The following is a 25,681-nucleotide window of genomic DNA, read 5'->3' as shown; positions in this document are numbered from 1 at the left end:
GGAGAAAATAAAATTTTGAACGATATTTAAAATAAAATATCAATAATATTAATGATGAGGAAAATAATTCAACTGTTACCTGTAGAAAACTGGAAATACCTTCGTGTAATACAACTGTCTGGAAAAGAATGGAATCCCTTTACAGGTTTTCTTGCCTATTATAGAGAATATGCATTTCCAGAATTTGACCAATTAGATAATGCAATTTTAGAAAGTTTAAGGTCTTTTAATGTAAATGCGGAGTATTTTTTAAATGAAGAAATTCTTTTAGAAAATCAGGCTGAAATAAGACTTGAAAAATATGAAAGTGAGCTTTCTGAAATTATTACGATCCAAATAAATCCAAAAGTTAACGAAGAACTATACAAATTGGCGAAAGTCCAAGATGTATATTATTATCCCCGAGAATTTAAAGTTGAAATTTTTAAAGGTTTCAACTACACTGGTATAAACAAATATTTCCACGCCTATTTGGAACATAAAGATCTTGAAAAGTTAATTTCGACTATAACACCTATACGTTAGATTTTATACAATGATTTTTATTCGATAGCAACGATTATAAAGTCTACAAATAAACTTAAAAACAATATCATGAGTAATAAATCAGGACAGGGCAATGCTGGAGGATGGCCTTCAACCACAGGAAATAAATCTGGAGATGGCAGAAGTAATAACTCAAGTCGATCTTCACAATCTAATGGTGCTTCGAAGTCATCGGGTGCATCAAAATCTGCCGGATCATCAAAGAAATAATTTACAGAAAATAAGAATTAAAATTTTAGGGACAACGATATATTATGCTGGAAAGTCAAACAAGCAGTTTTTAATTCTATTTACTCATATTAGCCGATATAGTGTAATTTAAGAATACAATTTTGATCACAGAAATTTAATTATGACAAGCGAAGAAATCAAACAGTTTGGACTGGTAATTATCGAATCTTTGCCAGATCATGAAACGAAGACCGGTTTCAATTTACATTCAACAATAATAAAATATAAGACATTTGAATTTCCGGACCTCAGTGCTGAATTTTACGATATCAATGACCGAAAAAAATTATTTTGGCTTTTAAAAGAGTTGGTGCGCAAGGCCGTTGATGAGAACCATTTTTTTATTTTACATATTGAAGCCCATGGCTTCGATGACGGAATCGAACTAAAAAACGGAGAGGAAGTTACTTGGGGAGAAATGATTCCATATTTTCAGGAAATCAACATACGTTTTCATAATTATCTTTTTATACTCCTTGGAATCTGTCGCGGTGCAGGTATTTTAAAATATATTAACCCAATGGAAAGAGCCCCTTTTCGGGCATTAATATCAAGTGAAAAAGATATATACGTCCAAGATTTAATTCATGGCTTTGAGGAGTTTTACAAATATTTTTTCTTTGAACTAGATGCTGTCGAATCACTCGAAAAATATAATTCTGTTATAAGTGATCCAAAAGACAAATTGATTCACGTAACGGCTGAATACTGTTTTGACGCAATTGCTGACATTGAAAGACTGACAGCAGATAAAACAAGACTTAAAGCCACTTACAAAAGTTCCTTGCTTAAAAACTATCCGGATCTAAAATATTTCTCTGATGATTACACTAACAGGTATGTGGAGAATAAGCTTACCGAAATATTTGAGGATCTGAAAACTAGAAAAGATTATTTCTTAATGAAAGACCTGCAAAAATAAATTATGGGAATCGCCGCTGAAAAATCAACTACTTTCTGTTAATTTGATGATTTAATTTTTGACAATTTATTATATAAGACAACAGGATAAAGCATGGACAATACAACTTATGAATTCTTTATTCGCAGATGCTGGGACTGTGATCGTTTCAAACATGGTGCTGATACAGATACTTGGGAAGATTTACTGATAAAACACTACAATTTTAAACATGCCAACGTCGGCAATTTCAAATTTAACCAAAAAGAATTTGAAAAGAAACTTGAAAAGGTCAAATCCTATCTTGATAAGGCTTACAACAAACTTATCACAACAGCAACTAAGAAAAAGGTTAATCCTGACGTAATTGCACGTTTATCGGAATCACGGGCTATAGTGGCAGCATCTCCAGAGCCTAAGGAAATATTTGATGTCCTAAAAACGGCTTTTCCAATTATGAATGAAAATAATTTGTAGCGCTTAAAAGCAGCAGGAGTTAAATTTAGTGTACGTTAAGCAACATATAATATTAAAACATGGACAATCAATCTTTATGGTTAAAAGTACTTTCTCATTTTGATGGCAGAGGCTATTTTAGCAATGGCCTAACCATACCTTTTCTTCTTGGAGCAAGTACAATAATTACACCTGACGATGAACTATTATCAGTTGAAGAATTTTTATCTGAAATCGTAGACGAATCCCTACCGATCAAGATTTCACTCCAAAGATGCGGAAATATTGGAGAGTACGTAATAGGAATTTTCGATAAGGATTCCCCAAGTGAACTTTACAGAAATTTTGGAAACCTTTATATAACCGATAGTTCATTCTCTAAAATAGAAGGTATTAATGGTATTAGATCAATACTAATTCAAGAGTACCAGAACAAAGTTGATGAAGGTTTATTTTCGATCAATCATCGAGATTGGGGAAACTATTCCGATAAAGAAATAGATCGTCTCACAGAATTGAAATAATTATAATGACTTGCAGTATTAAGTTTAGCAAAAACACAATTATGACTTTAGAAGAAAAATTTAATGAAGACCTGCACGGTGGAAAACAAATAAATGGCCAGGTCAGATACAACGGCTGTTACATGGGTGAAGACGATAAAGGACATTCAACTGTAAAATTTGATAATGGAAACTTTTATGTATTCAAAGATCATAAAGTTATAAAGCATATTGAAGGCACCGACGTATACTTTATAAATGATCACATCACCGAGGCAATATATAGCTTTATTGATTCGAATCTTTTAATGTTGGACAATCATACTTATAGCGATTACAACTCAGAAGACGCAGTTGAATTTTATTTTAACGATAAGACCGTAAGCGATAACAGTCGTGGCACTTTAATCAGGCTTGTAATAAACCGTGATTCAAAGAATATCGAAATATCAAATATTTTTATAGAGTATAGTTTGAAGTGTAATGGCTTTGGCAAAAAAATTATACTAGAAATATTTAAGATAGCCTGTAAGCATAATTATAGACTATTTTTAGTCCAAATGGTTCCTAGCTTTTATGATAAGATGATCAAGAGAGGTGCAAAAGATATTGCGTTTGAAGATGTCGTAGAAATTACTGCAACCACTGTTTTACAATAATGCCACAATTTCATTTATGTAATTATTTCATTTCTAAAACTATAGTACAATGGATTCTACAAAACAAGAACTTATCGATTTTCTTGAACAGCATGTTCTATATCCTGCCGAGAACAACCCCGAAGCAGATCTCACTATCAAAAGAAAAATTAGGGCTACAAGAATGAGATTGAATAATTTAAAAGATGCAGGCAAGGTGGAAGAATTTTTCTGGAACGCAATGGCTACAGATAACGGAATTGATACTTATACAAGAATATCAAGAATCGGCGCTCCCACTTTCGAGGACGTCCGGTTTGAATTTAAAAGACTGTGCGGAAGAAAATAATCATGTGATCAAACCTCACGAACGTATAAAAACAAAACTGAATATGATAGAATTAACCTCATTACATGAAGCTGCCCACGTGGTGCTTTCTTATTTATCATCTTACCACTTCCTAACAGGAGATATCAGATTGACATCAGATTCTACGGGTGAAACATTTGTGACCCTAAGTAGAAGAAAACTACTTTTAGAAGGAAAAGAAATTTCTGTTGATACTGCTTCAGATCCTGAGGTAATAGAAGACGCAGCGATAATATTTTATGCGGGCTTAGAAGCGGAGCGAATTTATTGTGAGCAGAACAATATTTCTCTTGACGAGAGCCACTCCGCAAATGATTACAATTATGTTGATCAATTAATAGACAACTCAAATCCACCCTTTGAAACCAATAGGAATTCCTTGATTGCCTTTTCACACCAAGCTGTCTTGGCTAATTGGGAACCGATTACCCAAATAGCTGAATTCCTGCAACACTCACATAATAATTCAGTTGATGCGATTACAGCAATTGAAATTTTAGATGAAGGTTTCGGAAACAACAGCTTTCAATAGGCAGTACTGTTGCTCACCATGAAAGGCTACTACTAAAATACAGGCTAAAAAAAATACAGAACAGCTTATTTCTATTTATAACAAATTTAAATATATGACCAGTCTAGATAAGATTTACAATCATAGCTTTACCCTGGAGATGGGCGATGATCTGTCAACGAAGGATATTGACAAAGAAAACTACACTGAACTGGAGTATTACGTAAACAATACCCAATTTTACTTTGTCCACTTCTTATCACTATTGTCTCAATTAGATAATGCCGTTAGTCTTTTAAATAATTTCAGCTATAATAAAAAAAACAAGATCAGCAGAGGCGATCATCTAACTTACAACGTGGAAAATTATATGATTAGGGTTGTATCTGTTACTGACCGGCTTTTACAATTTATCAATATGGCATTCTATCTTAAAGTTGATGAGAGTAAAGTCAATTATAAGAAGATCATTGATAATCCGAAAATAAAAAATTCAACACTTGAAACCTTATACTTGGAACTTAAACAAATTCTAAACCATTATTACAACGACAGAAATTCAGTGGTTCATAGACATTCCTACGCTAATAAAGAGCTTTATAGGCTGCAAGCTTTGTATCATACGACGTTAACAGAACGTTACATAGAAAGGAACTCAGCTGAAGAGGTCAAGAAATTAAAATACGTACGATCTCAGGCATTAAAAAAGTTTACAGAAAAAGTAAAATTGCAGTTCACGGAAACTAATGAGGCATGCTTTGGAATAATTTTGCAGATGTTAGACATATTACATGAAGAGTATAATTCTAACAAGGAAAAATTATAATACCTGCAAAGCCGACACGGTAAAGATTATCCGCTAAAATCTTCCTTTTTTAATTCTTCAATAAAATATTTAGGAGTTATTCCAGTATCAGCGACAAAGGCCTTTACAAACCTTCGGGTACTGCTGAATCCCGCTTCATCAGCGAGCGCATCATGGGTGTAATTCTGCAGATTTTTTTCCTTACGAATCCTCTTGGCAATATTCTCAATCTTAAGACTATTAATGTAATCGTTAAATTTTTTATTCCTGTGACGAGCAATTATCTGTGAGAGGTACCTAGTGTTGGTATTGAAATAGACAGCTAATTTGGTAAGGGTTAAATCGCTTTCAAGGAATTTTTTGCTGCTTTCAAATTTCTGTAAACTCCGAAGAACCGAGATCTCGGCGTCTTTACTCATTGAGAATTCGGGCTCATCAACTTTATCAGCTTTAGCTTTATCAGTTTCTTCAATTTTTTTTAGCAGTTCTTCATATTTCTTTCTAGCTTCCTTTTTATTCTTAAAATACTTCAAAATCCCATATACTATTACTAGGAACATAACGCTGATTATCGATAGACCTATCTGATCATTGTATTTTCTAAGATCGAGCGAACTTTGAAGATTTTTCTGTTCTTCCACAAGCTCCTTTGTATCATATTCTTTGCGAATTTTTCCTTGAAGATAAGCGTATGTACGGTGTAACTTTTTATCAACTTCGAGTAGTCTTTCAACGTAGTAAAGTTGTGTTCTGACCATATTTTTTTCTTTGTAATAAGATATCAAGAACTCATAAGCTTCCCTTATATCGGGACGCATATAATCGCGTTCTATATAGCATTTGTCAACTTTTTTAAAGTACGCAAGTGCATTTTCCTTTTTATCTAACTCCCAATAAGCTTTACCGATGTAAAAATAGCCTACAGTCTCATTGGCAAAATCTTTGTTCTGGCGAATTCTTGGAAGCGAAGATTGTATTTTTCTTATTCCTATCTCATAATTGTGAATCATAATTTGATTTACTCCTTCAGAATGTATGAAATAGGGTTCCATTTTACGAATTCCTGTCTGTATACCTTTTGCAATTCCCGTTTCATTAACCTCTGAACAAAGTCCATGGTTGCCAATCATATTATAACATACTCCTAATGAATGGAGGGAATTTAAATACGCCCTAACGTCGGACCGCTTAAAGTAGGTAATGCAATCTTTAAAAATAATGATAGCTTCCTGGTAAAAACCCAGATAATATTTTATCTGTCCAATATGATATTTGGTCTTGTAGATTAAATACTTATCGTTTGTTTTCTCAATATAATGGTCTGCAATAAGATAAATATCCATTGCCTCTTTAAGCCGTTTTTTTCCATAATAGGCAATCCCTTTTGAGAGATATGCGGCACCGATAACTTTATTATCATTTGTTTTTTTTGCTGCCATGACCATACTGTCAGCATATATAAGCTTAAATCTGTCAGGTGCATGATGCACATAATTCTTATAGGCACTAGAAAGTTCTTCCCAATTTTCTTCAGTTTTAGCTTTTATCAAAAAAGAAAGCATGTAAACAGATCTCTGGCTGCTGGTGATGCTGTCATCTACAATACGATCAAATAAATAATCAAAATCCTTATTCCTTAGAGAATCAGGAATTTGCGAAATATGCTTTTGTGCTTCTGCGCAATGATAGAAGCATAACGATATTATAAGTAAATATCTTACAATCATAGATTAAATATAAGAAGTTTCCATTGGTAGGAAACCCATTTAATACAATCAGTATTAAAACAAGATCGGGGGCAGCCTAAAAAGTGGTGAATCTACCAAAGATACCTAAAAATAACTGAAAACCAAGTAATTGAGACCGTAATAAGCTATGGCGATTTTCCGAAAATCGGTAGTAAAAATGCTGTAAACATCCATACAACCATTTGTCGGGGATGCATTTTGCACATAGTTTTGCTTTTGAATTCAAGCAAAAAGTCTGGCTCAAAACCAGCATCGTTCTGCTTTCCCCCGGGGTGAAAAATGAACTGACGAAAAAAAAGTAATCAGTCACATTTAACACGACGTACACATGAAAAATTTAAAAGCTTGGCTGTTAATCCTGCCATTAGTCACTATTGCCTGCTCAGATGAATACACAGAGCACACCCTTGATGCTACATACAAATCCATGAGCACAAAAAAAACAGTTATAGATCCCGCGAATGCAGCAAATCCATATGATACAGCAGGATTGCTTCATAATGAAATCTTAGATATTTTAGATGAAGCTGCCTTTAATTCACTGTCTATTGAAGAAATCACCATTTTGATTGATTCCTTGTCGGCGGTTCATCCAGAACTGATGCTCTTACCTAATGATCCTGCCGTGTCTTCAAGGGCCTCAGAAATCATCTGGATATTAAACACAAACGATCCAGCTAGTGATGTCTTGGGTGCATCAAGCCTTGGCACTAGCGCCAAGGCCAGTTTCCTAGCATTTTTAAATTCCCTCCTATCGGCATCTGACAGTTCATATGAAGATATTCATCCGATTATAGTATCCTATGAAGCATCTGTTATCAGCAGTAACTTATTCTCCGCTGTTGATAAACGAATAATCCTGACAGCTTCATCTGTGGCGCGATACTCCTTAGCTAAGAAAAAGAGAAAGGACGAGGACTGGGACACGTCAGTTACTAATATTGTGGCAGCTGCCAGTGGAGCGGAACAGAATAGTGTTTTGGGTCTTAAGATGGCCGCAACCGTAGATATTTACCAAAAAAAACACTCCACGCAGTGAACTGGATAATTTTTCTGCTGATGCGCTATGAGCGAACATTTACAATTTCTGCAATTATTCTGTTCGTGGCGTTGAATGCAGGGAGCCTCTATTTCATCATAGACCTGTTGAGCTATGATGAAATGGTGGGCTATCTCGCAGATGGGGGCCTTAAATCCTCGGACCCTCATGGTTTCGTTTACGCTCTGCTCGTCACTACGCTTTTCGATATACTCTTTGTATTTACCATGCTCTGCAGCTGCTTTACAAAAAGCAGATCATAAAAGCATGATAAAAACTTGAATTAGTCCTCTCGCAAACTTAATTACTAAAAATATAACATCTTGGAGATCTTAAAAAATAGACGCTGGCAAAAGGAATTAAAAGTCTTGTATTTGACAGATTTTAAATCTGTCAAGTCGCGCAAAACCCTGATGAATCCAGCCTGGTTTTCTCTCATTGTGGTAGTTTCCGGCACAATATATTTTATGGACGGTAGTTCAACAGTCTCTCTTTCCCAAGGAGATATGTATGCAGTTCCGAGTACGGCTGAATTTATTAAGCTGACACCGTCGCTGAAAGTCTGCTTTATATCCTGTAAAAGGGATTTTGCCATTACCAACAGATTCTCAAAATCCGGTATCGGTTACATAGAGATTCTGACCAGCTATTCACCTTTTGTAATTTCACTTACGCAGACTGAAATAAATTATCTGATAGAAGTCTTTGGATTTCTAAAGAAAAAAATTATCAGTCGGGACAGCATTTTTCAAGAAGAAATGGTACTGCTTTATTTTAATCTTATTCTTTATGAATTCAGCGGGCTATGCTACAAGCACAGCGAAAATATAATTGACATCCACTGCCGCACTGAAAAAATCAGTATGCGTTTTATGGCTTTTGTACACCAGCACTGCAAAGTACACCATGATGTACGTTTTTATGCCGACTCTTTATTTGTCAGCAAAGGGCATCTGGGCAAGGCAGTACGCAATGCTATCGGCATGTCAGCCAAACATTATATTGAGATGGCTATTATTTCAGAAGCATACACTCTACTGGCAGATGATAACCTTACCATTACCCAGATCGGCGAGCATTTAAACTTTAGAAATTCTTCATCTTTTAGCCATTTTTTTAAAAGGCACGCCAAATTAACGCCAACCCAATATCGCTTAAACTTAAAATTTTAATCCGTTCTTACAATACAACTGTAAATCTACTGAACCGTAATATTCCTTTCATAATTGATTTTGCTTGTGATAGCCCACCTTAATCGTATAGCATGTATTTGTACAGTAAGCACGGTAATGTTTATATAGTCCATAGTTTTTTGAAAGATATTACATTAAAAACATATGAGCTATGAAATCACTGAATGCAATTATTTCCGAAATCCGTATTAAGGAAGATCAAGTTTCGCGGGAAACTTCCCATCTCATCGATGAGGCTTACCAAATGACACTCTATCTCAAAGAATTGCTGAATACTACTCGGGAATATATTTTAAAGGAAGGATTTAAAACTCCCGCAGAAGAAATAGAATTTTTTCGTGATATCAAACCCCAGATTTTAGGACAATTGATTTATTATAATAAAATATTTCGCATCGAGACAGTCTGCCCGGTAAAAGACGGCAAGATGTATCAGAAATTTTTCGCAAGCCAGCTTGGCCAGCTCAAGCAGGAATTTAAAGAACATATCTGCGGTTCTCATTTTTATCGCTATTACAGGTCGGGAAGAAGCGACCGTGATGAAGAATATTTCATGAGAGGAAAGATTAATTACAGGGATGGACTAAACAGTTACGTTTTTGAAATAGATAACCAGTTTTCTACCTATTACGATTCTAAAGTAGCCAGGATTATGGCCAATGAGTTAATTTATACTTATCTGCTAACGAAAATAAACCCGGAAGAGCATTCAGGCTCATTGCTAAATACCCCTGAATCAACTAAGGATATTTTCTGGACCGATTCAAAAAATGCGCTCATTGAACTCATTTATGCGCTTTATGCTTCGGGAGTGATATCGCATGGGAAAATTGGAATCCGCAAAATTACCTTGGTATTTCAAATACTTTTCCGCGTACCGCTCGGCGATGTGCATCATTCTTTTCACCGGATGAAAGACAGGGCCGGAACAAGAACATCATTTCTGGACCATCTTAAATTGTCTTTGGAACAATATATGGATAAAGAGCTATAAGATTTCGCAGTGAACTCTTCTGCCTTAAGCAGTGCCCCAGCACTGCTTTTTTATTGCCCATATCTGCCCATTGGCAAAAGGCAAAAACTTCACTTATCACAATGGACTCTTTACCCTAAACTTCAATATTCCACTCTTATTTAGAATGATTTGTAGAAAAAATCTTCCTTGCCAATGGGCAGGACTTGGCAGAAAATATTTTTTTCATGTACCAATTTTGTGGTGTTAAATCAAAAGTAATGGTTATGAATATCGACAGAATGGAATTCACGGCGTGGATGGATCGAATCATGGAGAGGTTCGACATCCTTATGGAGGCGGTAAGTACAAGTAAGAATCAGCATGTTGCTTTTGACGGAGAAGAATTCCTGGACAATCAGGATGTTCTTCAGATGCTCAAGATAAGTATACGATCGTTACAAAGACACCGCTCTTCAGGCCGGCTGCCTTATTATACAATCAGCGGGAAAATTTACTATAAGCTCTCGGATATACACCAGTTCGTAAGGGAAAGCTTTACCACCCCAGTGCCCAAAAAAAAGACAGCAAACGACAAATGAAGCCAGCTGATGCCTATTAACACTTGGCAGCAAATACCTCTTTTACTTTCGGGATTGAATTTAAAATTTTAAACTATGAGCGAACAAATTTTAGAAAAAACAGAGTCTCCTGAACAACTATCGGAGATATTATTGGTACTGGATAAAGAGAAAATGAAAATAATGGCTGTAAAGGGCATTGACGAAAATGGAAAACTGGAAACCGTTGAACCTACAAAGAAAAACCAGAACCAATTCATGCGGGTGGATAAGCAAGGAGATTTATTTTCCAACTTCTTTTCCAATTTTTTCAGCCAGCTGAAGAACCCTACCAATTTTTCCTTCTTCAAAATTCCTGCACCATTGACTATTAATCTTGCAAAAGAAATGCAGAAGCAGATTCAGAATCCAACGCCTGAAGGCGAACAGTTGATGAAGCAGCACGAATTGAAGACAGAACGAGAAGAGAATCATAAACAAGAAAATACAAATAATATGGAAACAACACCAACAACACCGGACACAAATGAATATAAATACAAACCGGAACAGATCGATTGGGAAACCATGAACAACTTGGGATTAAGTAAAGAGAAACTTGAAAAACTGAACCTGCTAGATCCGCTACTTAAAGGTTACAAAACAAATGAGCTTGTACCAGTAAGTCTAAACCTGGGAACCGCCGTTACAAGAATGGATGCCCGATTATCCCTGCAATCGAATGACGACGGACAGGTAGTAGTTGCCATCCACGGAATCCGCAAAGAGCCCAATCTGAACTTTGAGTTTTTCGGCCATAGCTTCAGCCAGGCAGACAAGAACAACCTGCTCGAAACAGGTAATATGGGGCGTGTGGTTAATCTGGTCAATTCAAAAAATCCAAACGAGACTATTCCCTCCATTATCAGTGTGGATAGGCTCACCAATGAGCTTGTGGCATTACGTACTGAGTTTATCAAAATCCCTGACGAGCTCAAAGGCGTAAAACTTAATGATGAGCAGAAGCAAACCTTAATGGAGGGCAAGCCGCTTTATTTAGAAGGAATGATTTCCAAGAAAGGAACTGAATTCGATGCTACTGTACAATTCAATGCCGACAAACGTTTTGTAGAGTTCCAGTTCGACAGGAACAACTCTAACAAACAGACACAGGACAAGCAGCAAAACCAATCGCAAGAAGTTCCGAAAACTTTCAGGGACAAAGAGCTCGATAAGGAGCAATATCAAAAGTTCAAAGATGGACAGACAGTTTATGTAAGCGGCTTAGTGGACAAGAAGGGTAAAGAATATAATGGTTATATCACTTTCAATAAGGAAACCAATAAAACCGATTTCTCTTTCCAAAATCCGGACAAGATCAAGGAACAGGCTAAACCGACTGAAGCACATAAAACGCAGACTGCGGTCAACTCAGAAGGTAAAACCAATGAGACAACAAAGAATATCAAAGAGTCCTTAGAATCTGGTCAAACAAATCCCAACAACAGAAAGCAACAGGAACAACATGAAGCACCCGATGCACCCGACGCACCTGCCAAATCGAAAGGACGTAAAATGTAAGATGTATGAAAACAATAATTGCAGAAAAACCAAGCGTAGCAAGGGAAATAGCCGGCTTGTTGGGCGCATCCGAGAAAAAGGACGGCTACCTCACAGGTAACGGCTATTTTGTTACTTGGGCACTAGGCCATCTTATTGGATTGGGAATGCCCGAAGATTACGGGATCACGGGATTTGACAAAGCATCACTGCCGATACTTCCGAACCCTTTTTTACTGACTGTTCGAAAGGTCAAAAAAGATACAGGCTATACTACCGATACAGGTGCATTAAAACAATTGAAAATCATTGAACAGCTCTTTAACAACAGCAATACCATAATCGTAGCCACCGATGCAGGCCGTGAGGGCGAACTCATTTTCAGGTATATTTATGAATACCTGAAATGCAGTAAACCCTTTGAAAGGCTTTGGATAAGCTCCCTTACCGAAAAAGCCATTAAACAAGGTTTTGATAATCTCAAAGACGGGAAAGAATTTGACGGATTATATCATGCAGCGAAAGGCAGAAGTCGCGCCGACTGGCTGGTGGGCATCAATGCGACACAGGCACTCTCAATTGCAGCAGCCAATGGGGTCTATTCACTTGGAAGAGTACAAACACCTACACTAGCTTTAATATGCAAACGCTATTTGGAAAACAGGAGTTTCTCGGTAAAAAATTATTGGCAGATACAGTTGTCACATAACAAAGAGCTGATAGAATTTAAAAGTATTTCAAACATCAAATGGGAAGACCAAAAACTTGCCGGTGATTCCCTTAAAGCCATTCAGCGAAACGAAACGGCAATAGTTACAGCGGTTGAGACCAAAAGCGTTACAGAGCAACCGCCTTTATTGTTCGACCTTACTGGCTTGCAAAAAGAGGCCAACAAAAAATTGAACCTTTCTGCTGAAGAAACCCTTAACATTTCCCAAAGCCTTTACGAAAAGAAGTTTATCACTTACCCTCGTACCGGAAGCAAATACATTCCTGAAGATATGTGGGCGGAAATTCCCAGCCTTGTAAGAGCTTTGCAAAACAGGGAAAACATTAAACAAACCCTATCTCAAGTGAAATGGGGTCGTTTTAATAAACGTATCGTGAACGATTTGCGTGTTACTGATCATCATGGATTATTGATTACTGATAAAATCCCATCAGCCCTGAATGCAAAGGAAAATGCGGTGTATGACATGATAGCCTTTCGATTACTCGAAGCCATTTCACAAGCCTGTATTAAAGAGTTAACTGATGTCGGTTTACAGGTATTGCATTATGATTTTCACGCAAAAGGCTGTAAGATTATAGAAGCGGGCTGGCGTTCGATTAGAGGCAGTTTCTCTGATAGTGATACAGAACCAGTACAGGACTTGCCTCAGCTGAAAAAAGGCGATGATCTCAAAATAAAGGAAGCTTTTGTTTTAGCAAAGAAGACCCAACCACCTGTGCTTTATACCGAAGCAAGCCTTTTGTCTGGTATGGAAAATGCCGGAAATGATATAGAAAATGAAGGTGAACGCAAGGCTTTAAAAAATATCGGGATCGGCACTGCGGCTACAAGGGCAGCAATTATCGAGACATTATTTGCCCGCAATTATATACATAGAGAAAAGAAATCATTGATACCAACTGAAAAGGGATTACTGGTATATGATTTGGTCAAAGACCAAAAAATAGCAGACGTAGCAATGACCGCCCAGTGGGAACTCGCATTGCAGAAAATCGAAAACAACGAATCAGATGCCAAAACATTTCAAAAGGAAATGGAAAATTACGCTTCATCTATTGCCAATGAATTGCTGCAGACTTCTATTGCACAAAACAACCTGCCAAAACTCATTTGCCCCAAATGTAAAAGCCAGCAACTCATTATACGGGACAAAATAGTGAAGTGTCCTGATGAAGCTTGTAGCTGGGTACAGTTCCGCAATGTCTGCGGCGTGCAAATAGGTATCGGCGATATTAAAAACCTTGTCAGCACGGGTAAGACTTCACTCATCAAAGGAATGAAAAGCAAGGCAGGAAAAACGTTTGATGCATACATCGTACTGAACGATAATGCTGAAACTTCCTTTGAGTTTGCCAAAAATAAAGACTTCAAAAAGTAATGGAAAATAAGCCCAACATTAGCCCAATTGAAATCAGAAATCTGATTTATTCCATACATGGAAAGCAAGTGATGCTGGATAATGACCTCGCTTCCTTGTATCAGGTGGACACAAAGAACCTTAACAAAGCCGTAAAAAGGAATATTGAGAGGTTTCCCGCATCATTTTGCTATCAACTGACCAAAGAAGAAGTAGAAATCTTGAGGTTCCAAATTGGAACCTCAAGATTGAGCTACGGCGGAAGACGTTATCTGCCATATGTTTTTACCGAACAAGGGGTTGCAATGGCTTCTGCTATACTTCGTTCCGAAATTGCCGTTAAGGTCAGTGTTGAAATTATGGAAGCATTTGTAGAAATGCGTAGAATGCTTATCAGCAATGCCTCTCTTTTTCATCGTTTGGATAAGATTGAACTGAAACAACTAGAAGCCGACCAAAAATTTGAAGAGATTTTTAAGGCTTTAGAAAGCGATAAAATCCATAGCGAAAAAGGTATTTTCTATAACGGGCAGGTTTTTGATGCCTATGCCTTTGTTTCCGATATTATCCGAACTGCTAAAATCTCCATTATCCTGCTGGATAATTATGTAGATGACACAGTATTAACTTTATTGGGTAAACGCAACAATGATGTTACCGCAACTATCTATACCAAGAATATAAGCAATCAGCTACGACTGGATTTGCAGCTATACAACAGCCAATATCCCCAGATTGAAATCGAAATTTTCTCTGATGCTCACGACCGTTTTTTGATAATTGACGATACAGAACTCTATCATATTGGAGCATCACTCAAAGACCTGGGTAAAAAATGGTTTGCCTTTTCAAGAATGGATATTGAGGTCGGCAGAATGCTTCAAATCTTGAACAATTAATAAATAAACCCTCTGAATGATCAGAGGGTTTTGTTTTCATTTCGGGTTTTATAGAAGCGTTCTTTTGCCAAATCCTGCCATACAAAGCCAAATCATTCAACTTCAGCAAAGGCTCTTATCTACTGCTATAATTTTAGGCTTCATGCCAATTCTAAACAAAATTATAGTATGGATACACAGCAAAAAGACCTATCGTATTTCAGATTACGACTCCAAGAATTATTAAATACAAGTTTCCCTGAAAAAGCAAACGACCAAAAATTTATTGAACAGCGTTCCTCGTGGGCGGCCAATGCGTACGAAGGCGCATTTAGTTCAGGAAACACTATTGAGCAATGCAGCGAAATAGCGAATTATATACTATTTGAAAACCTGTATTTCTCCATGTTTGACACTATTTTTCAGGTTGTCTGCAATGAGTTTGATACCATAATGGCAGACGAGGAAATGCGACCATTTGCTATTAAAATGTTTCCTGTCTGCACGCCTGTTTTCTCCAGCTACGAGGTAACCGACACCTTCGCATACAGTTTTGAGTTTGACCTGCTCTATACAGAAATAACAGGAACCATCGCAATATGGATACAGGAAAATGGGCTTCAGTAAAAAGCAACATCTCCAAGAGAACATTAATGCCCTGCGAATTGCTTTTAAACTGGAAAAGGAGAAACGACAAGCCACCGTAGGCGAAAGACTGCTAATGATGCAATACAGCGGATTTGGCGGTCTCAAATTCGTATTGAACCCCATAGCGAATGAAATTGACATCAATAATTGGAGAAAAACCGAACATGAGCTTTTTCCACTCACGCAGGAACTACACCTACTACTCAAAGAAAATTCAGAAGACGAAAAGCAATACCGCAGGTATGTGGATAGTATGAAGAGCTCCGTTCTGACGGCTTTTTATACACCGCCACAGGTAATAAATGCGATTTCCGCGACCTTGCGTGAAAGCGGTCTGAACATTGATAAACTCCTAGAACCCTCCGCCGGTGTCGGCTCATTCATACAATCCTTTTCAGAAAATCAAAAAGCTAATGTTACTGCTTATGAAAAGGATTTGCTCACGGGCAAGATTTTAAAACAGCTTTATCCTCAAAGCAATATCCGTATTGCCGGTTTTGAAGAAATACCCGAAAAGGAACAAAACAACTATGATATAGTAGCCAGCAACATACCTTTTGGTGACACTTCCGTTTTCGACCTTAGCTATTCCCGAAGCAAGGACAGTGCAAAAGTACAGGCAGCCCGTAGCGTTCACAATTACTTTTTTCTCAAAGGTGCTGATATGCTCCGGGAGGGCGGTCTGCTGGCTTACATTACCTCGCAGGGCATTCTCAACAGCCCAAATAATGAGCCGATACGCAGGGCGCTTATGCAGGATAATAATTTGATTTCAGTAGTTCGCTTGCCAAACAACCTGTTTACGGAATACGCCGGAACAGCAGTTGGAAGTGATTTGATTATCCTGCAAAAAAATACGGCAAAGCAAGGTCTTAAGCAGAGGGAAGATCTGTTTTGCCAAAGCAGACAGACAGAATACAACACATCGGGCAATGCACTCTTTCAGGACAGTACAAGGATTGTGCATACCGAACATAAATTAGACACCGACGCTTATGGACAGCCTGCATTGATCTATACACATAAAGGCGGCGTTGAAGGAATTGCCAAAGATTTGAAACGAATGCTTTCCGAAGATTTTGGTAAGCATCTGAATTTTGGTTTGTATGAAGGCGAACAGAACGAAGTACCTGAAACAATTACCCCTATTGAAACCACGGTTGCACCTCCGGTTGTCGAAGCTATAAGCATTCAACATAAGACATTCTCTGTTCCGGAAAGCACGCGGGAAATAAAACAGTTAAGCATTTTTGACCTGTTTGAATATGCGGATGGACCTGCAATGTTAACTGATCCACCAAAAGGAACTCCTAAAGTCAAAAAGCAAAGCACTAAAAAAAACAGTCGTGCGACAGGTCAGCAAACTGACCTTTTCAGTGCTATGCTGCAATCATACACGCCAGCACTTACCAATAGACTAGCCTCAGCCGAAGATCAAAAACAGGAAGCTATCGGCGACCTGTTTTCGAATACCAGCGGGAATAGCCATGCTGATATGCCAGCTATTTCCAAACCTGCTCCGTACAGTGGCGAACTGCAATCGTTTCATCGTAACGACTGCCTTGTTGCGAATAATGGCTGGGTCGGTCATCTGCAAGAAGTAGATACATCATGTGGCGTGGCGGTTTTCCACCCCTTGCAGTTGCCGGCCTTACAGAAAGCAAGAGCCGAAGCGTACATAGCTCTACGTGATGTTTACCAACAGCTTTACAATAAAGAGGCAACGTTTCAGACTGAACAAAAAGAAGAAAGGGAAAATCTTAACCGTCTTTATGATGCCTTTGTCAAAAGGTACGGCGATCTTAACAGTGCCGACAATATCAAGCTCATCAAAACGGATAGCTCGGGCAAGGAAATCCCTTATCTGGAACGGGTAGTTGGTGGCGTTGTACACAAAGCCGATATATTCAGCCGTCCTGTAAGTTTCTCCACCTTAGCAATAGCAACAGACAATCCTGAAGAAGCGCTGGCGGCTTCGCTGAACAAATACGGGTGGGTGGATTTGGACTATATGTCTAAAATCAGCAGTATGACGCACGATGCTTTGAAAGAAGCATTACACGGTCGTATTTACTATAATCCCCTGCAAAAGGAATATGAAATATCCGAACGCTGGATTGCAGGTAACATAGTTGAAAAAGCCCAAGAGCTCAAAGCTTACCTTCTAATTAATACTGAAGATAGCCAAGCCGAAGCAAGCCTTACCGTCTTAGAAGAGGGCCGACCAACACGTATTGAATTTGAGGAACTAGATTTTAATTTAGGTGAACGCTGGATACCCACAGGCCTTTATGCCCGTTTTGCTTCACATCTTTTCGATGCTGATGTACATATAAATTATTCGGAAAGCTCCGATGACTTTTCCGTAAAGTGCTATCAAGGGAATTTACATATATGGGAAAAATATGCTGTCAAAGCCGAAAGCCGCACATTCGACGGTATTGCCCTGCTAAAACACGCCCTTGTCAATACCACACCGGACATTACCAAAAAAGTTATGGTTGGCGACCAAGAGGTCAAGGTAAAAGATATGGAAGCCATACAAATGGCCAACACCAAGATCGATGAAATCCGCACTGGTTTTACCGATTGGCTGCACTCGCAAAACGATGAGTTTAAAAACCGGCTGACCGACCAATACAACGACACTTTTAACTGTTTCGTCCGACCAAGCTATGACGGAAGCCATCAGGATTTTCCGGGATTGGACCGCAAGGCACTCGGCATCGAAGATTTGTATTCTAGCCAAAAGGACACCGTTTGGATGATAAAACTGAACAACGGTGCGATATGTGACCACGAAGTAGGCGCAGGAAAGACGCTCGTAATGTGTACGGCTGCACAGGAAATGAAGCGTTTGGGGTTAGCCAACAAGCCTATGATTATAGGGCTAAAAAGCAATGTTCACGAAATTGCCGAAGCATACCGTACTGCCTATCCGCACGCTAAAATTCTGTTTCCGGGAAAAGAAGACTTTACGCCGCAAAAACGGATGCGAATTTTCGGTGATATTAAAAACAATGATTGGGATTGTGTTATCTTGACGCATGACCAATTCGGGATGATACCCCAATCTCCTGAAATACAAAAGGAAATACTCGAAATAGAATTAGACAGCATAGAGCGTAACCTCGATGCATTACAATCGCAAGGCAAGGAAGTTACAAGAGGTATGCTTTCCGGAGTAATCAAGCGCAAAGAAAATCTAGAAGTCAAGCTGAAAACCCTGCAGCACGATATAGAAAACCGCAAAGATGATGTCGTAGATTTTAAGATGATGGGAATTGATCATTTGTTTGTGGACGAAAGCCACCAATTCAAAAATCTGATGTTCAACACGAGGCATACACGGGTTGCCGGATTAGGCAATGTGGACGGAAGCCAAAAGGCTATCAACCTTTTGTTTGCCATCCGTACTATTCAGGAACGTATCAATGCTGATATGGGGGCAACCTTCCTTTCGGGCACAACTATCAGTAATTCATTAACTGAGCTGTATCTACTGTTCAAATACCTGCGACCACGAGCGATGGAAAAACAAGGAATTCATTCCTTTGATGCATGGGCGGCTATCTATGCAAGAAAAACTACTGATTATGAATTTTCGGTGGCCAACAATATCGTGGCAAAAGAACGTTTCCGTTACTTTATCAAAGTACCGGAGCTGGCTCAGTTTTACTCCGAAATCACGGATTACCGAACTGCAAAAGATATAGGCATTGATCGCCCCGATAAAAACGAGGTACTTTACAACATACCATCTACTCCCGACCAGGAAGAATTTATAAAAAACCTGATGGAGTTTGCGAAAACAGGAAATGCCGAACTGTTGGGAAGACTACCATTAAGTCAAAGCGAAGAAAAAGCAAAAATGCTTATCGCTACTGACTATGCTCGTAAGATGTCGCTGGATATGCGTATGGTTAGTGGTAGGTATGATGACCACCCCGATAACAAGGCTTCGCATTGTGCGGCAAACATTGCCAAGTATTACATCCAATACAACGCACAGAAGGGAACACAATTCGTTTTCTCCGATCTGGGAACTTACAAGCCGGGCGAATGGAATGTGTATTCCGAAATCAAACGTAAGCTGGTGGAAGACCACGGCATACCAGCAAACGAAGTTAGGTTTATACAGGAAGGTAAGAATGATAAGCAGCGCAAGGAACTTATCAAGGGAATGAACGAAGGTAAGATTCGGGTGCTGTTCGGTTCTACAAGTATGCTCGGGACAGGTGTCAACGCACAGAAAAGAGCTGTTGCCGTTCATCATTTAGACACACCGTGGCGGCCAAGCGACCTTGCCCAAAGGGACGGACGGGCAGTCCGAAAAGGTAATGAAATAGCTAAATTCTTTGCCAACAACAAAGTTGATGTAATTATCTATGCAGTAGAGAAATCATTGGACAGCTATAAGTTTAACCTGCTGTACAATAAGCAACTTTTTATAGACCAGTTAAAAAACAACAATCTGGGCAAACGGACTATTGACGAGGGGAGTATGGACGAAAAATCGGGAATGAACTTTTCGGAATATGTGGCTATCCTTTCGGGAAATACCGACCTTTTGGATAAAGCCAAATTGGAAAAACAGATTGGAGGATTGGAAAGCGAAAAACAGGCGTTTAACCGTTCTAAGTTCAGTGCCAAATACAAGCTGCAGGATTTTACGGAATTGCTTGAAAGCTCCCAATCCCGTTTTAACCGAATGAGCCTTGATTGGGAAAACTTACAGCAACGCATACAAAAATGTTCGGACGGTAGTGTCGAAAATCCTTTACGATTGGACGGTTTACCTTCCAATACTGACAGTAAACAAATTGGTACCAAGCTCAATGAGCTTGCAGAGAAAGCCCGTACCGGAGGTCAATATGAAGAAATCGGTACCTTGTACGGATTTACACTTTTGGTCAAAACAGAAATGTCCGAAAGAGAGGGCGTGGATATACGGGTAAACCGATTTTTGATACAAGGTGAGGGAAATATTAAATATACCTACAACAACGGTTTAATCGCTAAAGACGAGAAGCTGGCAGCTATGAACTTTCTTAATGCGCTGGAGAAATTACCAGGTTATATCGAACAGGAAAAAAAGAAGATTACTGAAATACAAAAAGACCTGCCCGTTCTTAAAGATGTGATAAACAGTACGTGGTCTAAGGAAAGTAGATTAAGTGAGCTTAAAACAGAACTTGCTGCCGTTGAAAGGAAAATACAATTATCTATTACTTCCGAAAATACAGAGCAGAAAGAAACAATTGAGATCAGTGGTATTCAGGTGCAGGAAAAGCCTGCTGCACGGTTAAAGGTTTGAGAACGGCCGTCGCTTATCTCACAGGCAGTTTCATTTTCGTCTATAAATACATTCTAGATAGCCAATATTTAATTCTTTATTAGCTTCTTCAAATTGTTCTTGCCTTTCTTGCGGATCAAAAATTTGATATTCATCTAATATTTTTTCTGTCCACTTTATCTCCATTTCTCTAGTAAATTTGGATCTAATATTCTGAACAGTATTTGAGAAAATCATTCTGTCGAAATACTTTTCATCAAACAATTCCATTAAATCGGTTTCTGTGAAAAAATGTTTAAAATACTTGTGTAATTCCGGATCTGGGGAATTACTATAAGAATGTGATTGTGAGTGAACTCTAACAAAAATTAATGAGCCTTTCTGTGTTCTTGCAATTATCTGAGAAATGATATTTTTACATTCATTTATTGAAAAAAAATGTAAAAAATCAGATGCAATAACTAATGAAAATACTTCTTGCGGAATTTCTTTCTCAGGAATTGTGATATTTAATAAACGTAATTTTCCAGCATCTTTTCCAGCGTATGATTCAATTCTTTTTTTTAATAAATTCAACTGGAACTCTTCATTGTCAACTGCAAATATTTCTTTTCCGGTTTTTGAAAACTCCACCAAAAAATTACTTTGTCCACAGCCTAATTCAAGTATTGGTCCGTCAATAAATTCTTCTTCAAAATTTCTAAGTAAGTTATGGCTCTTATGAATCATTAGTTCATTTGAAAATATCTCATTATAAAGTTCCCAATAAATTCGTAAAGTTTCGTCCATAATTTAAGAGGTTTGGTTAATATTGGCTACAACCTTTTGCTAGCATATTTTTTTCGAAAGCGGAGCAACGTTGTCTTGGCTGTGATAAATATAGTGAAAAATAAAATGCTCCGGAGACTACAAAACCGCAATGGAATATGATAGTTTAGCAACTACTTTAATTATTGCAATTGTGCCAATCTTTGCTTGGCTTTTAGAAGTATTTCGTCAGTAAATAAAACTCTATACTTATCCTTTTGAATTATACTTTCAATTGTGAGATCGAGTCTGTTAATATGAAACATCTTTATTAATCCTGAATGTAATTTTTCGGTGCCTTCTTGTATTAGACGATTGGCGGCGCCAATAGCCCCATAATTGTAAATCTGATTTAGGATAATTGATCTATTAATTTTTGCACCAGCTTTTATTGATAAATCCACAGAAGCAATTAGTTCGTCATGCAATTCATTCTCTAATATTAAAAATGAATCCTCTTTTGTTTCTGATAAAAGCGCGTCATGTGTACTCAAAATTAATTTGTCGTAGTTAGTAACGATTTCTTTAAGATTTCGGAAACGAATAGAAAATTGTTTTAAAAGCTGTACCTCATCGCTTTGAATAACAAATTCATGATTATAATACTCAGCAGAATATGTCCAATTATAAGAGCCAGCAACTAATTTGACCCCATCAAAAATAGCAAATTTATCATGTAAAAATTTTCCACTTCGTGTTTGTAATACAAAAACTTTCCCGCCTTTTTTAATGAAACTTTCAAAAGATAATCTTCCATTTTCAAAATGATCACTAATTATTATTTCAACTGAGCAGCCACTTTCGAGTTTATCGCTTAATTGTCCTAAAAGATCTTTGTTAGTAAACCATGCAACAGAAACCACAATTGATTCTTTCGCGGAATAAATATTCGATTCAATGTTTTTTTTGATGTTTTTAAAGAGTGTTGTTGTCATTAAGTTGTAGTTAACATCTTGCCCGAATATTTTGTTGTGGAAAAACGAAGAAGACTTGTCTCGGCTTTAATAAATATAGTGATAAGATAAATTTTCCGGCAACTGGAAAACCGCTAAGGAATACAATAGTTGTTAGCAGCAGGTTTTATCATTTAATTATCTCGCCGATTGGTTTAGGAAAATCAAAAAAGACAGATGTAATAAGTAATGCGCACGATAAACAAGTTACTGCCACAATGAAGTATATTAAAATAAATCCAGCGTACTTAACGTGTGCTTCTTTTGATTTTGCGACTCTTGAAAAGATAAAAAGCAAAACCATAAGTCCAAGCATAATAAGTAAGCTTATTACTGGTACTTTCGCATCTTCTTTGACAAACATTGCGACAATTGCTATAGCTGCGCCTACTCCAGCAATTCCCAAAGCATATTTGACAAATGGTACTTTAGTAATTGCTTGATTCAAAATATCTAATGCAGAAGGATTTGAAGATTTCTCTTTATTTGTATCTGTTGAATTTTCAGACATATTGGTTGGCTTAATTTCATCCTCTTCAACATATATATAGTCGTATCCTTTTTTTGTTAAACGTAAGCATTCTGGGGAGGACTTTTCATAAATAATTAATTCCTCATTTATTAATTCATTGATCGCTTCGTAAAAAACATCTCTTTGTTTTGGAGGAAGTTTGTACTCAAGATTAATAAAAACACGCATCATTATGATTTCATTATCACGACGATTTCCCTTTCGAAATTGATCTAATATTAATTCTTTTACTTTTTGTTTGCTATTCATATTATTTTTTAAACTTGCTGCTTACTTGTATATAATGTTCATAAAAGCTAGCCAATTGAATTAATTCACATTGGCTTTGCTCAATAAGTGTATGTGCTTATTGTAATGGTAAATATATCCTTTTTATAAATAATTCTAAAGTTTTTAATATACCAAGATTGCCTAGCTAGGTCATTAGATATATTTACTTTATTTATCCCCTTTATGACTATCTTTTGGGACTAAATGCTGTAAGTTGGGGTCATTCTTGATACGTTGCAGTTCGGTTTCGATAATCAGTACAATATCCATTTTTATCTGCCTATAATTATCTTCGATTGCCTGCTTCATATTGTCTTTACCGTTTTTGTCAGTAAAAGATAATATTTCGGGTATTTTTTGATATCCTTTAGTCTCGGAAGCGACCTTTTCATTATCCACGACAATTTCAGCATGGAAGATTTTCTGCTCGATACGTTCATCAAAATTGTCCGATACAGATCCAACAAAAAAACCTTGTGTCAGGGTGGATATTTTGGAAGCCGGTATAAGACTGTCCAATTGGGTAGATATTGAAGTCGATGTGTCGTTGCGATTGATGCTCATACTCTGCCTTTTCTGCAATACTTTCCCGAACCGCTCCGAAAGGCTTTTTGCAGTTTCTCCCACCACTTGGCCACTAAAAATATTACCTACGGTGTTCTGAATTACCTTGCTCTCTTTGTCTCCGTAATCTCGGGTTAACTGTGAGTAGTCCTGAAACCCCAAACAAACAGCCACCTTATTACTTCTGGCAGTTGCAATAAGATTATCCAATCCTCTAAAGTAGATGGTGGGCAGCTCGTCTATGATAACCGAACTCTTCAATTGACCCTTCTTGTTAATGAGTTTTACAATACGTGAATTGTACAATCCCAATGCGGCAGAGTAGATATTTTGCCGGTCAGGATTATTACCTACACATAATATCTTAGGCTCTTTAGGATTGTTGATGTCCAATGAGAAATCATCGCCTGTCATAACCCAATAGAGTTGTGGCGAAATCATTCTTGATAGAGGAATTTTTGCAGATGCAATCTGTCCCTGTAATTGATCTTGTGCGCCTCCCTGCCATGCATCCATAAAAGGCGACAAATAGTTTTCCAAATCGGGATATGAGGTTAAAATGGTAAATACGTCAGAATATTTTTTATTCAGGAGTTCAATAGCGTGTGGGAATGTACAATACTTACCGTCATCATAGATTTTCAGATACCATATTATGGCTGCCAAAAGGATAATCGGGCTCTCGACGAAGAAATCGCCTTGCTTCTGTATCCACGACCTGTTGAGGTTCAGCATTATCGTATATGCCGCTTCGTAAGCATCCGAAATATCTGTCATGAAATCGGGATTAAGGGGATTGCAACGGTGGCTCCTACGTGGGTCGTCAAAGTTTATCACATAGAATTTGGGCTGTACTTTGTACTTGTCCCGATGCTTCAATAAATGATTATAGGCAATTGTAGAAAGATCATCAAATTTGAAATCGTAGATGTACATACTAAAACCTTTCTCAATCTGCTGTTTGATGTAATTGTTTACGATTGCATACGATTTTCCCGAACCGGGCGTACCTAAGACAATCGTTGCCCGAAAAGGATTGACTATATTAATCCAGCCACTGTTCCAGTTTCCTTTGTAATAAAACTTAGTGGGAATATTGACAGAATATTCGTTTTCCATCAATGTAGTTTCCTGCATAAAACTTTCGTTCTCGTTGTTGAAAACATCGTCCATGAGCTTGTTACGAAGCAATCGGCTCATCCAGACTCCGGCAACCATTAAAACAATATATCCTACACCGGTAGTAAGGATATATAGGATTGTGGCGATAGTTATTGATAGTTTTAATAAAGGTGTGTTCAGAAAAAAAAGGACAAACCCAATCGCCAAAGCAATATTAATATTGGTCCAGGTTATCTTTTGGTCTTTAACTCCCTTTGAGCCCAAGCAGCTTAATGCTAATAATACCAAGGCAAATGCTTTGGTGTATAAAGTATGCGAAAATAATCCCGCGGTACGCTGAAAATTGCCTAATATTTTGTTGATTACCTTTAAGGTCCAGCCATGATCTATAAAATAACCGTAGCAAAACCAATAAAGGTGCATCAGTACAAAAAGAATACTTACCGCTCGCATAAAGGCCATTATTTTGGCAAGTCCCCTTAAATCATCTTCTCCTTGCATTATTTTT

General features: G+C 37.6%; 22 protein-coding genes. 17 read left to right on the top strand and 5 right to left on the bottom strand.

From position 1 onward, the window contains the following. The first annotated feature begins 54 nt into the window (after positions 1-54). The 8 genes from FJA49_RS17660 to FJA49_RS17625 all read left to right on the top strand — a co-directional run bounded on the left by FJA49_RS17660 (position 55) and on the right by FJA49_RS17625 (position 4,982). Complete coding sequence (locus FJA49_RS17660; RefSeq protein WP_140002765.1) at positions 55-525, top strand: hypothetical protein; 471 nt, start codon at positions 55-57, stop codon at positions 523-525. 373 nt (positions 526-898) lie between these two features. Further along, positions 899-1,699, top strand: a complete 801-nt coding sequence (locus FJA49_RS17655) for a hypothetical protein (protein WP_140002762.1) — start codon at positions 899-901, stop codon at positions 1,697-1,699. A 93-nt stretch (positions 1,700-1,792) separates the two neighbouring features. Then, on the top strand, positions 1,793-2,155 hold the full coding sequence (locus FJA49_RS17650) for a hypothetical protein (RefSeq protein WP_140002759.1): 363 nt from the start codon (positions 1,793-1,795) through the stop codon (positions 2,153-2,155). A gap of 59 nt (positions 2,156-2,214) precedes the next feature. Continuing rightward, entirely contained in the window at positions 2,215-2,658 is a 444-nt protein-coding gene (locus FJA49_RS17645) for a hypothetical protein (RefSeq protein ID WP_140002756.1), read from the top strand. A gap of 41 nt (positions 2,659-2,699) precedes the next feature. Next, positions 2,700-3,296, top strand: a complete 597-nt coding sequence (locus FJA49_RS17640) for a hypothetical protein (protein WP_140002753.1) — start codon at positions 2,700-2,702, stop codon at positions 3,294-3,296. Between the two features lie 49 nt (positions 3,297-3,345). Continuing rightward, positions 3,346-3,624, top strand: a complete 279-nt coding sequence (locus FJA49_RS17635) for a hypothetical protein (protein WP_140002750.1) — start codon at positions 3,346-3,348, stop codon at positions 3,622-3,624. A gap of 43 nt (positions 3,625-3,667) precedes the next feature. Further along, positions 3,668-4,177 (top strand): hypothetical protein, encoded by a 510-nt coding sequence (locus FJA49_RS17630; RefSeq protein WP_140002747.1) that lies wholly within the window; start codon positions 3,668-3,670, stop codon positions 4,175-4,177. Between the two features lie 94 nt (positions 4,178-4,271). Then, on the top strand, positions 4,272-4,982 hold the full coding sequence (locus FJA49_RS17625; protein WP_140002744.1) for a Cthe_2314 family HEPN domain-containing protein: 711 nt from the start codon (positions 4,272-4,274) through the stop codon (positions 4,980-4,982). Positions 4,983-5,008: 26 nt separating this feature from the next. On the opposite strand, the gene FJA49_RS17620 is transcribed toward FJA49_RS17625, so the two are convergent. Then, the gene (locus FJA49_RS17620) at positions 5,009-6,688 is read right to left on the bottom strand and encodes a helix-turn-helix domain-containing protein (protein WP_140002741.1); all 1,680 of its coding nucleotides are present in this window, start codon (positions 6,686-6,688) and stop codon (positions 5,009-5,011) included. Positions 6,689-7,037: 349 nt separating this feature from the next. Here FJA49_RS17620 and FJA49_RS17615 point away from each other — a divergent pair, with 349 nt between their 5' ends. The 9 genes from FJA49_RS17615 to FJA49_RS17575 all read left to right on the top strand — a co-directional run bounded on the left by FJA49_RS17615 (position 7,038) and on the right by FJA49_RS17575 (position 20,946). Then, on the top strand, positions 7,038-7,748 hold the full coding sequence (locus FJA49_RS17615) for a hypothetical protein (RefSeq protein ID WP_140002738.1): 711 nt from the start codon (positions 7,038-7,040) through the stop codon (positions 7,746-7,748). A gap of 374 nt (positions 7,749-8,122) precedes the next feature. Then, complete coding sequence (locus FJA49_RS17610; RefSeq protein WP_140002735.1) at positions 8,123-8,920, top strand: helix-turn-helix domain-containing protein; 798 nt, start codon at positions 8,123-8,125, stop codon at positions 8,918-8,920. A 172-nt stretch (positions 8,921-9,092) separates the two neighbouring features. After that, positions 9,093-9,935 (top strand): RteC domain-containing protein, encoded by an 843-nt coding sequence (locus FJA49_RS17605; protein WP_140002733.1) that lies wholly within the window; start codon positions 9,093-9,095, stop codon positions 9,933-9,935. A 245-nt stretch (positions 9,936-10,180) separates the two neighbouring features. Beyond that, complete coding sequence (locus FJA49_RS17600; RefSeq protein WP_140003032.1) at positions 10,181-10,495, top strand: helix-turn-helix domain-containing protein; 315 nt, start codon at positions 10,181-10,183, stop codon at positions 10,493-10,495. 75 nt (positions 10,496-10,570) lie between these two features. Further along, positions 10,571-12,034: a DUF3945 domain-containing protein gene (locus FJA49_RS17595; RefSeq protein WP_140002730.1), complete on the top strand. Its 1,464-nt coding sequence runs from the start codon at positions 10,571-10,573 to the stop codon at positions 12,032-12,034. A gap of 5 nt (positions 12,035-12,039) precedes the next feature. Then, entirely contained in the window at positions 12,040-14,124 is a 2,085-nt protein-coding gene (locus FJA49_RS17590; protein ID WP_140002727.1) for a type IA DNA topoisomerase, read from the top strand. After that, entirely contained in the window at positions 14,124-15,002 is an 879-nt protein-coding gene (locus FJA49_RS17585; protein ID WP_140002724.1) for an ORF6N domain-containing protein, read from the top strand. Before FJA49_RS17590 ends, FJA49_RS17585 begins: the two co-directional genes overlap by 1 nt. Before the next feature lie 168 nt (positions 15,003-15,170). Beyond that, entirely contained in the window at positions 15,171-15,608 is a 438-nt protein-coding gene (locus tag FJA49_RS17580) for a DUF1896 domain-containing protein (protein ID WP_140002721.1), read from the top strand. Further along, the gene (locus FJA49_RS17575; protein WP_140002718.1) at positions 15,595-20,946 is read left to right on the top strand and encodes an N-6 DNA methylase; all 5,352 of its coding nucleotides are present in this window, start codon (positions 15,595-15,597) and stop codon (positions 20,944-20,946) included. Before FJA49_RS17580 ends, FJA49_RS17575 begins: the two co-directional genes overlap by 14 nt. Before the next feature lie 30 nt (positions 20,947-20,976). On the opposite strand, the gene FJA49_RS17570 is transcribed toward FJA49_RS17575, so the two are convergent. From FJA49_RS17570 to mobC, 4 genes are all read right to left on the bottom strand, one after another. Then, positions 20,977-21,714 (bottom strand): class I SAM-dependent methyltransferase, encoded by a 738-nt coding sequence (locus FJA49_RS17570; protein WP_140002714.1) that lies wholly within the window; start codon positions 21,712-21,714, stop codon positions 20,977-20,979. Between the two features lie 161 nt (positions 21,715-21,875). Beyond that, on the bottom strand, positions 21,876-22,667 hold the full coding sequence (locus FJA49_RS17565) for a phospholipase D-like domain-containing protein (RefSeq protein WP_140002711.1): 792 nt from the start codon (positions 22,665-22,667) through the stop codon (positions 21,876-21,878). A gap of 148 nt (positions 22,668-22,815) precedes the next feature. After that, positions 22,816-23,466, bottom strand: coding sequence for a hypothetical protein (locus FJA49_RS17560; protein WP_140002708.1), 651 nt, complete (start codon positions 23,464-23,466; stop codon positions 22,816-22,818). Positions 23,467-23,655: 189 nt separating this feature from the next. Continuing rightward, on the bottom strand, positions 23,656-25,674 hold the full coding sequence (gene mobC, locus FJA49_RS17555) for a conjugal transfer protein MobC (RefSeq protein WP_140002704.1): 2,019 nt from the start codon (positions 25,672-25,674) through the stop codon (positions 23,656-23,658). Positions 25,675-25,681: the final 7 nt, after the last annotated feature.

It is taken from the genome of Flavobacterium microcysteis, assembly GCF_006385255.1.
Lineage (GTDB): Bacteria > Bacteroidota > Bacteroidia > Flavobacteriales > Flavobacteriaceae > Flavobacterium > Flavobacterium microcysteis.
Note: the sequence above shows the minus strand (reverse complement) of the source record. Positions and strands in the feature narration are given on the sequence as shown.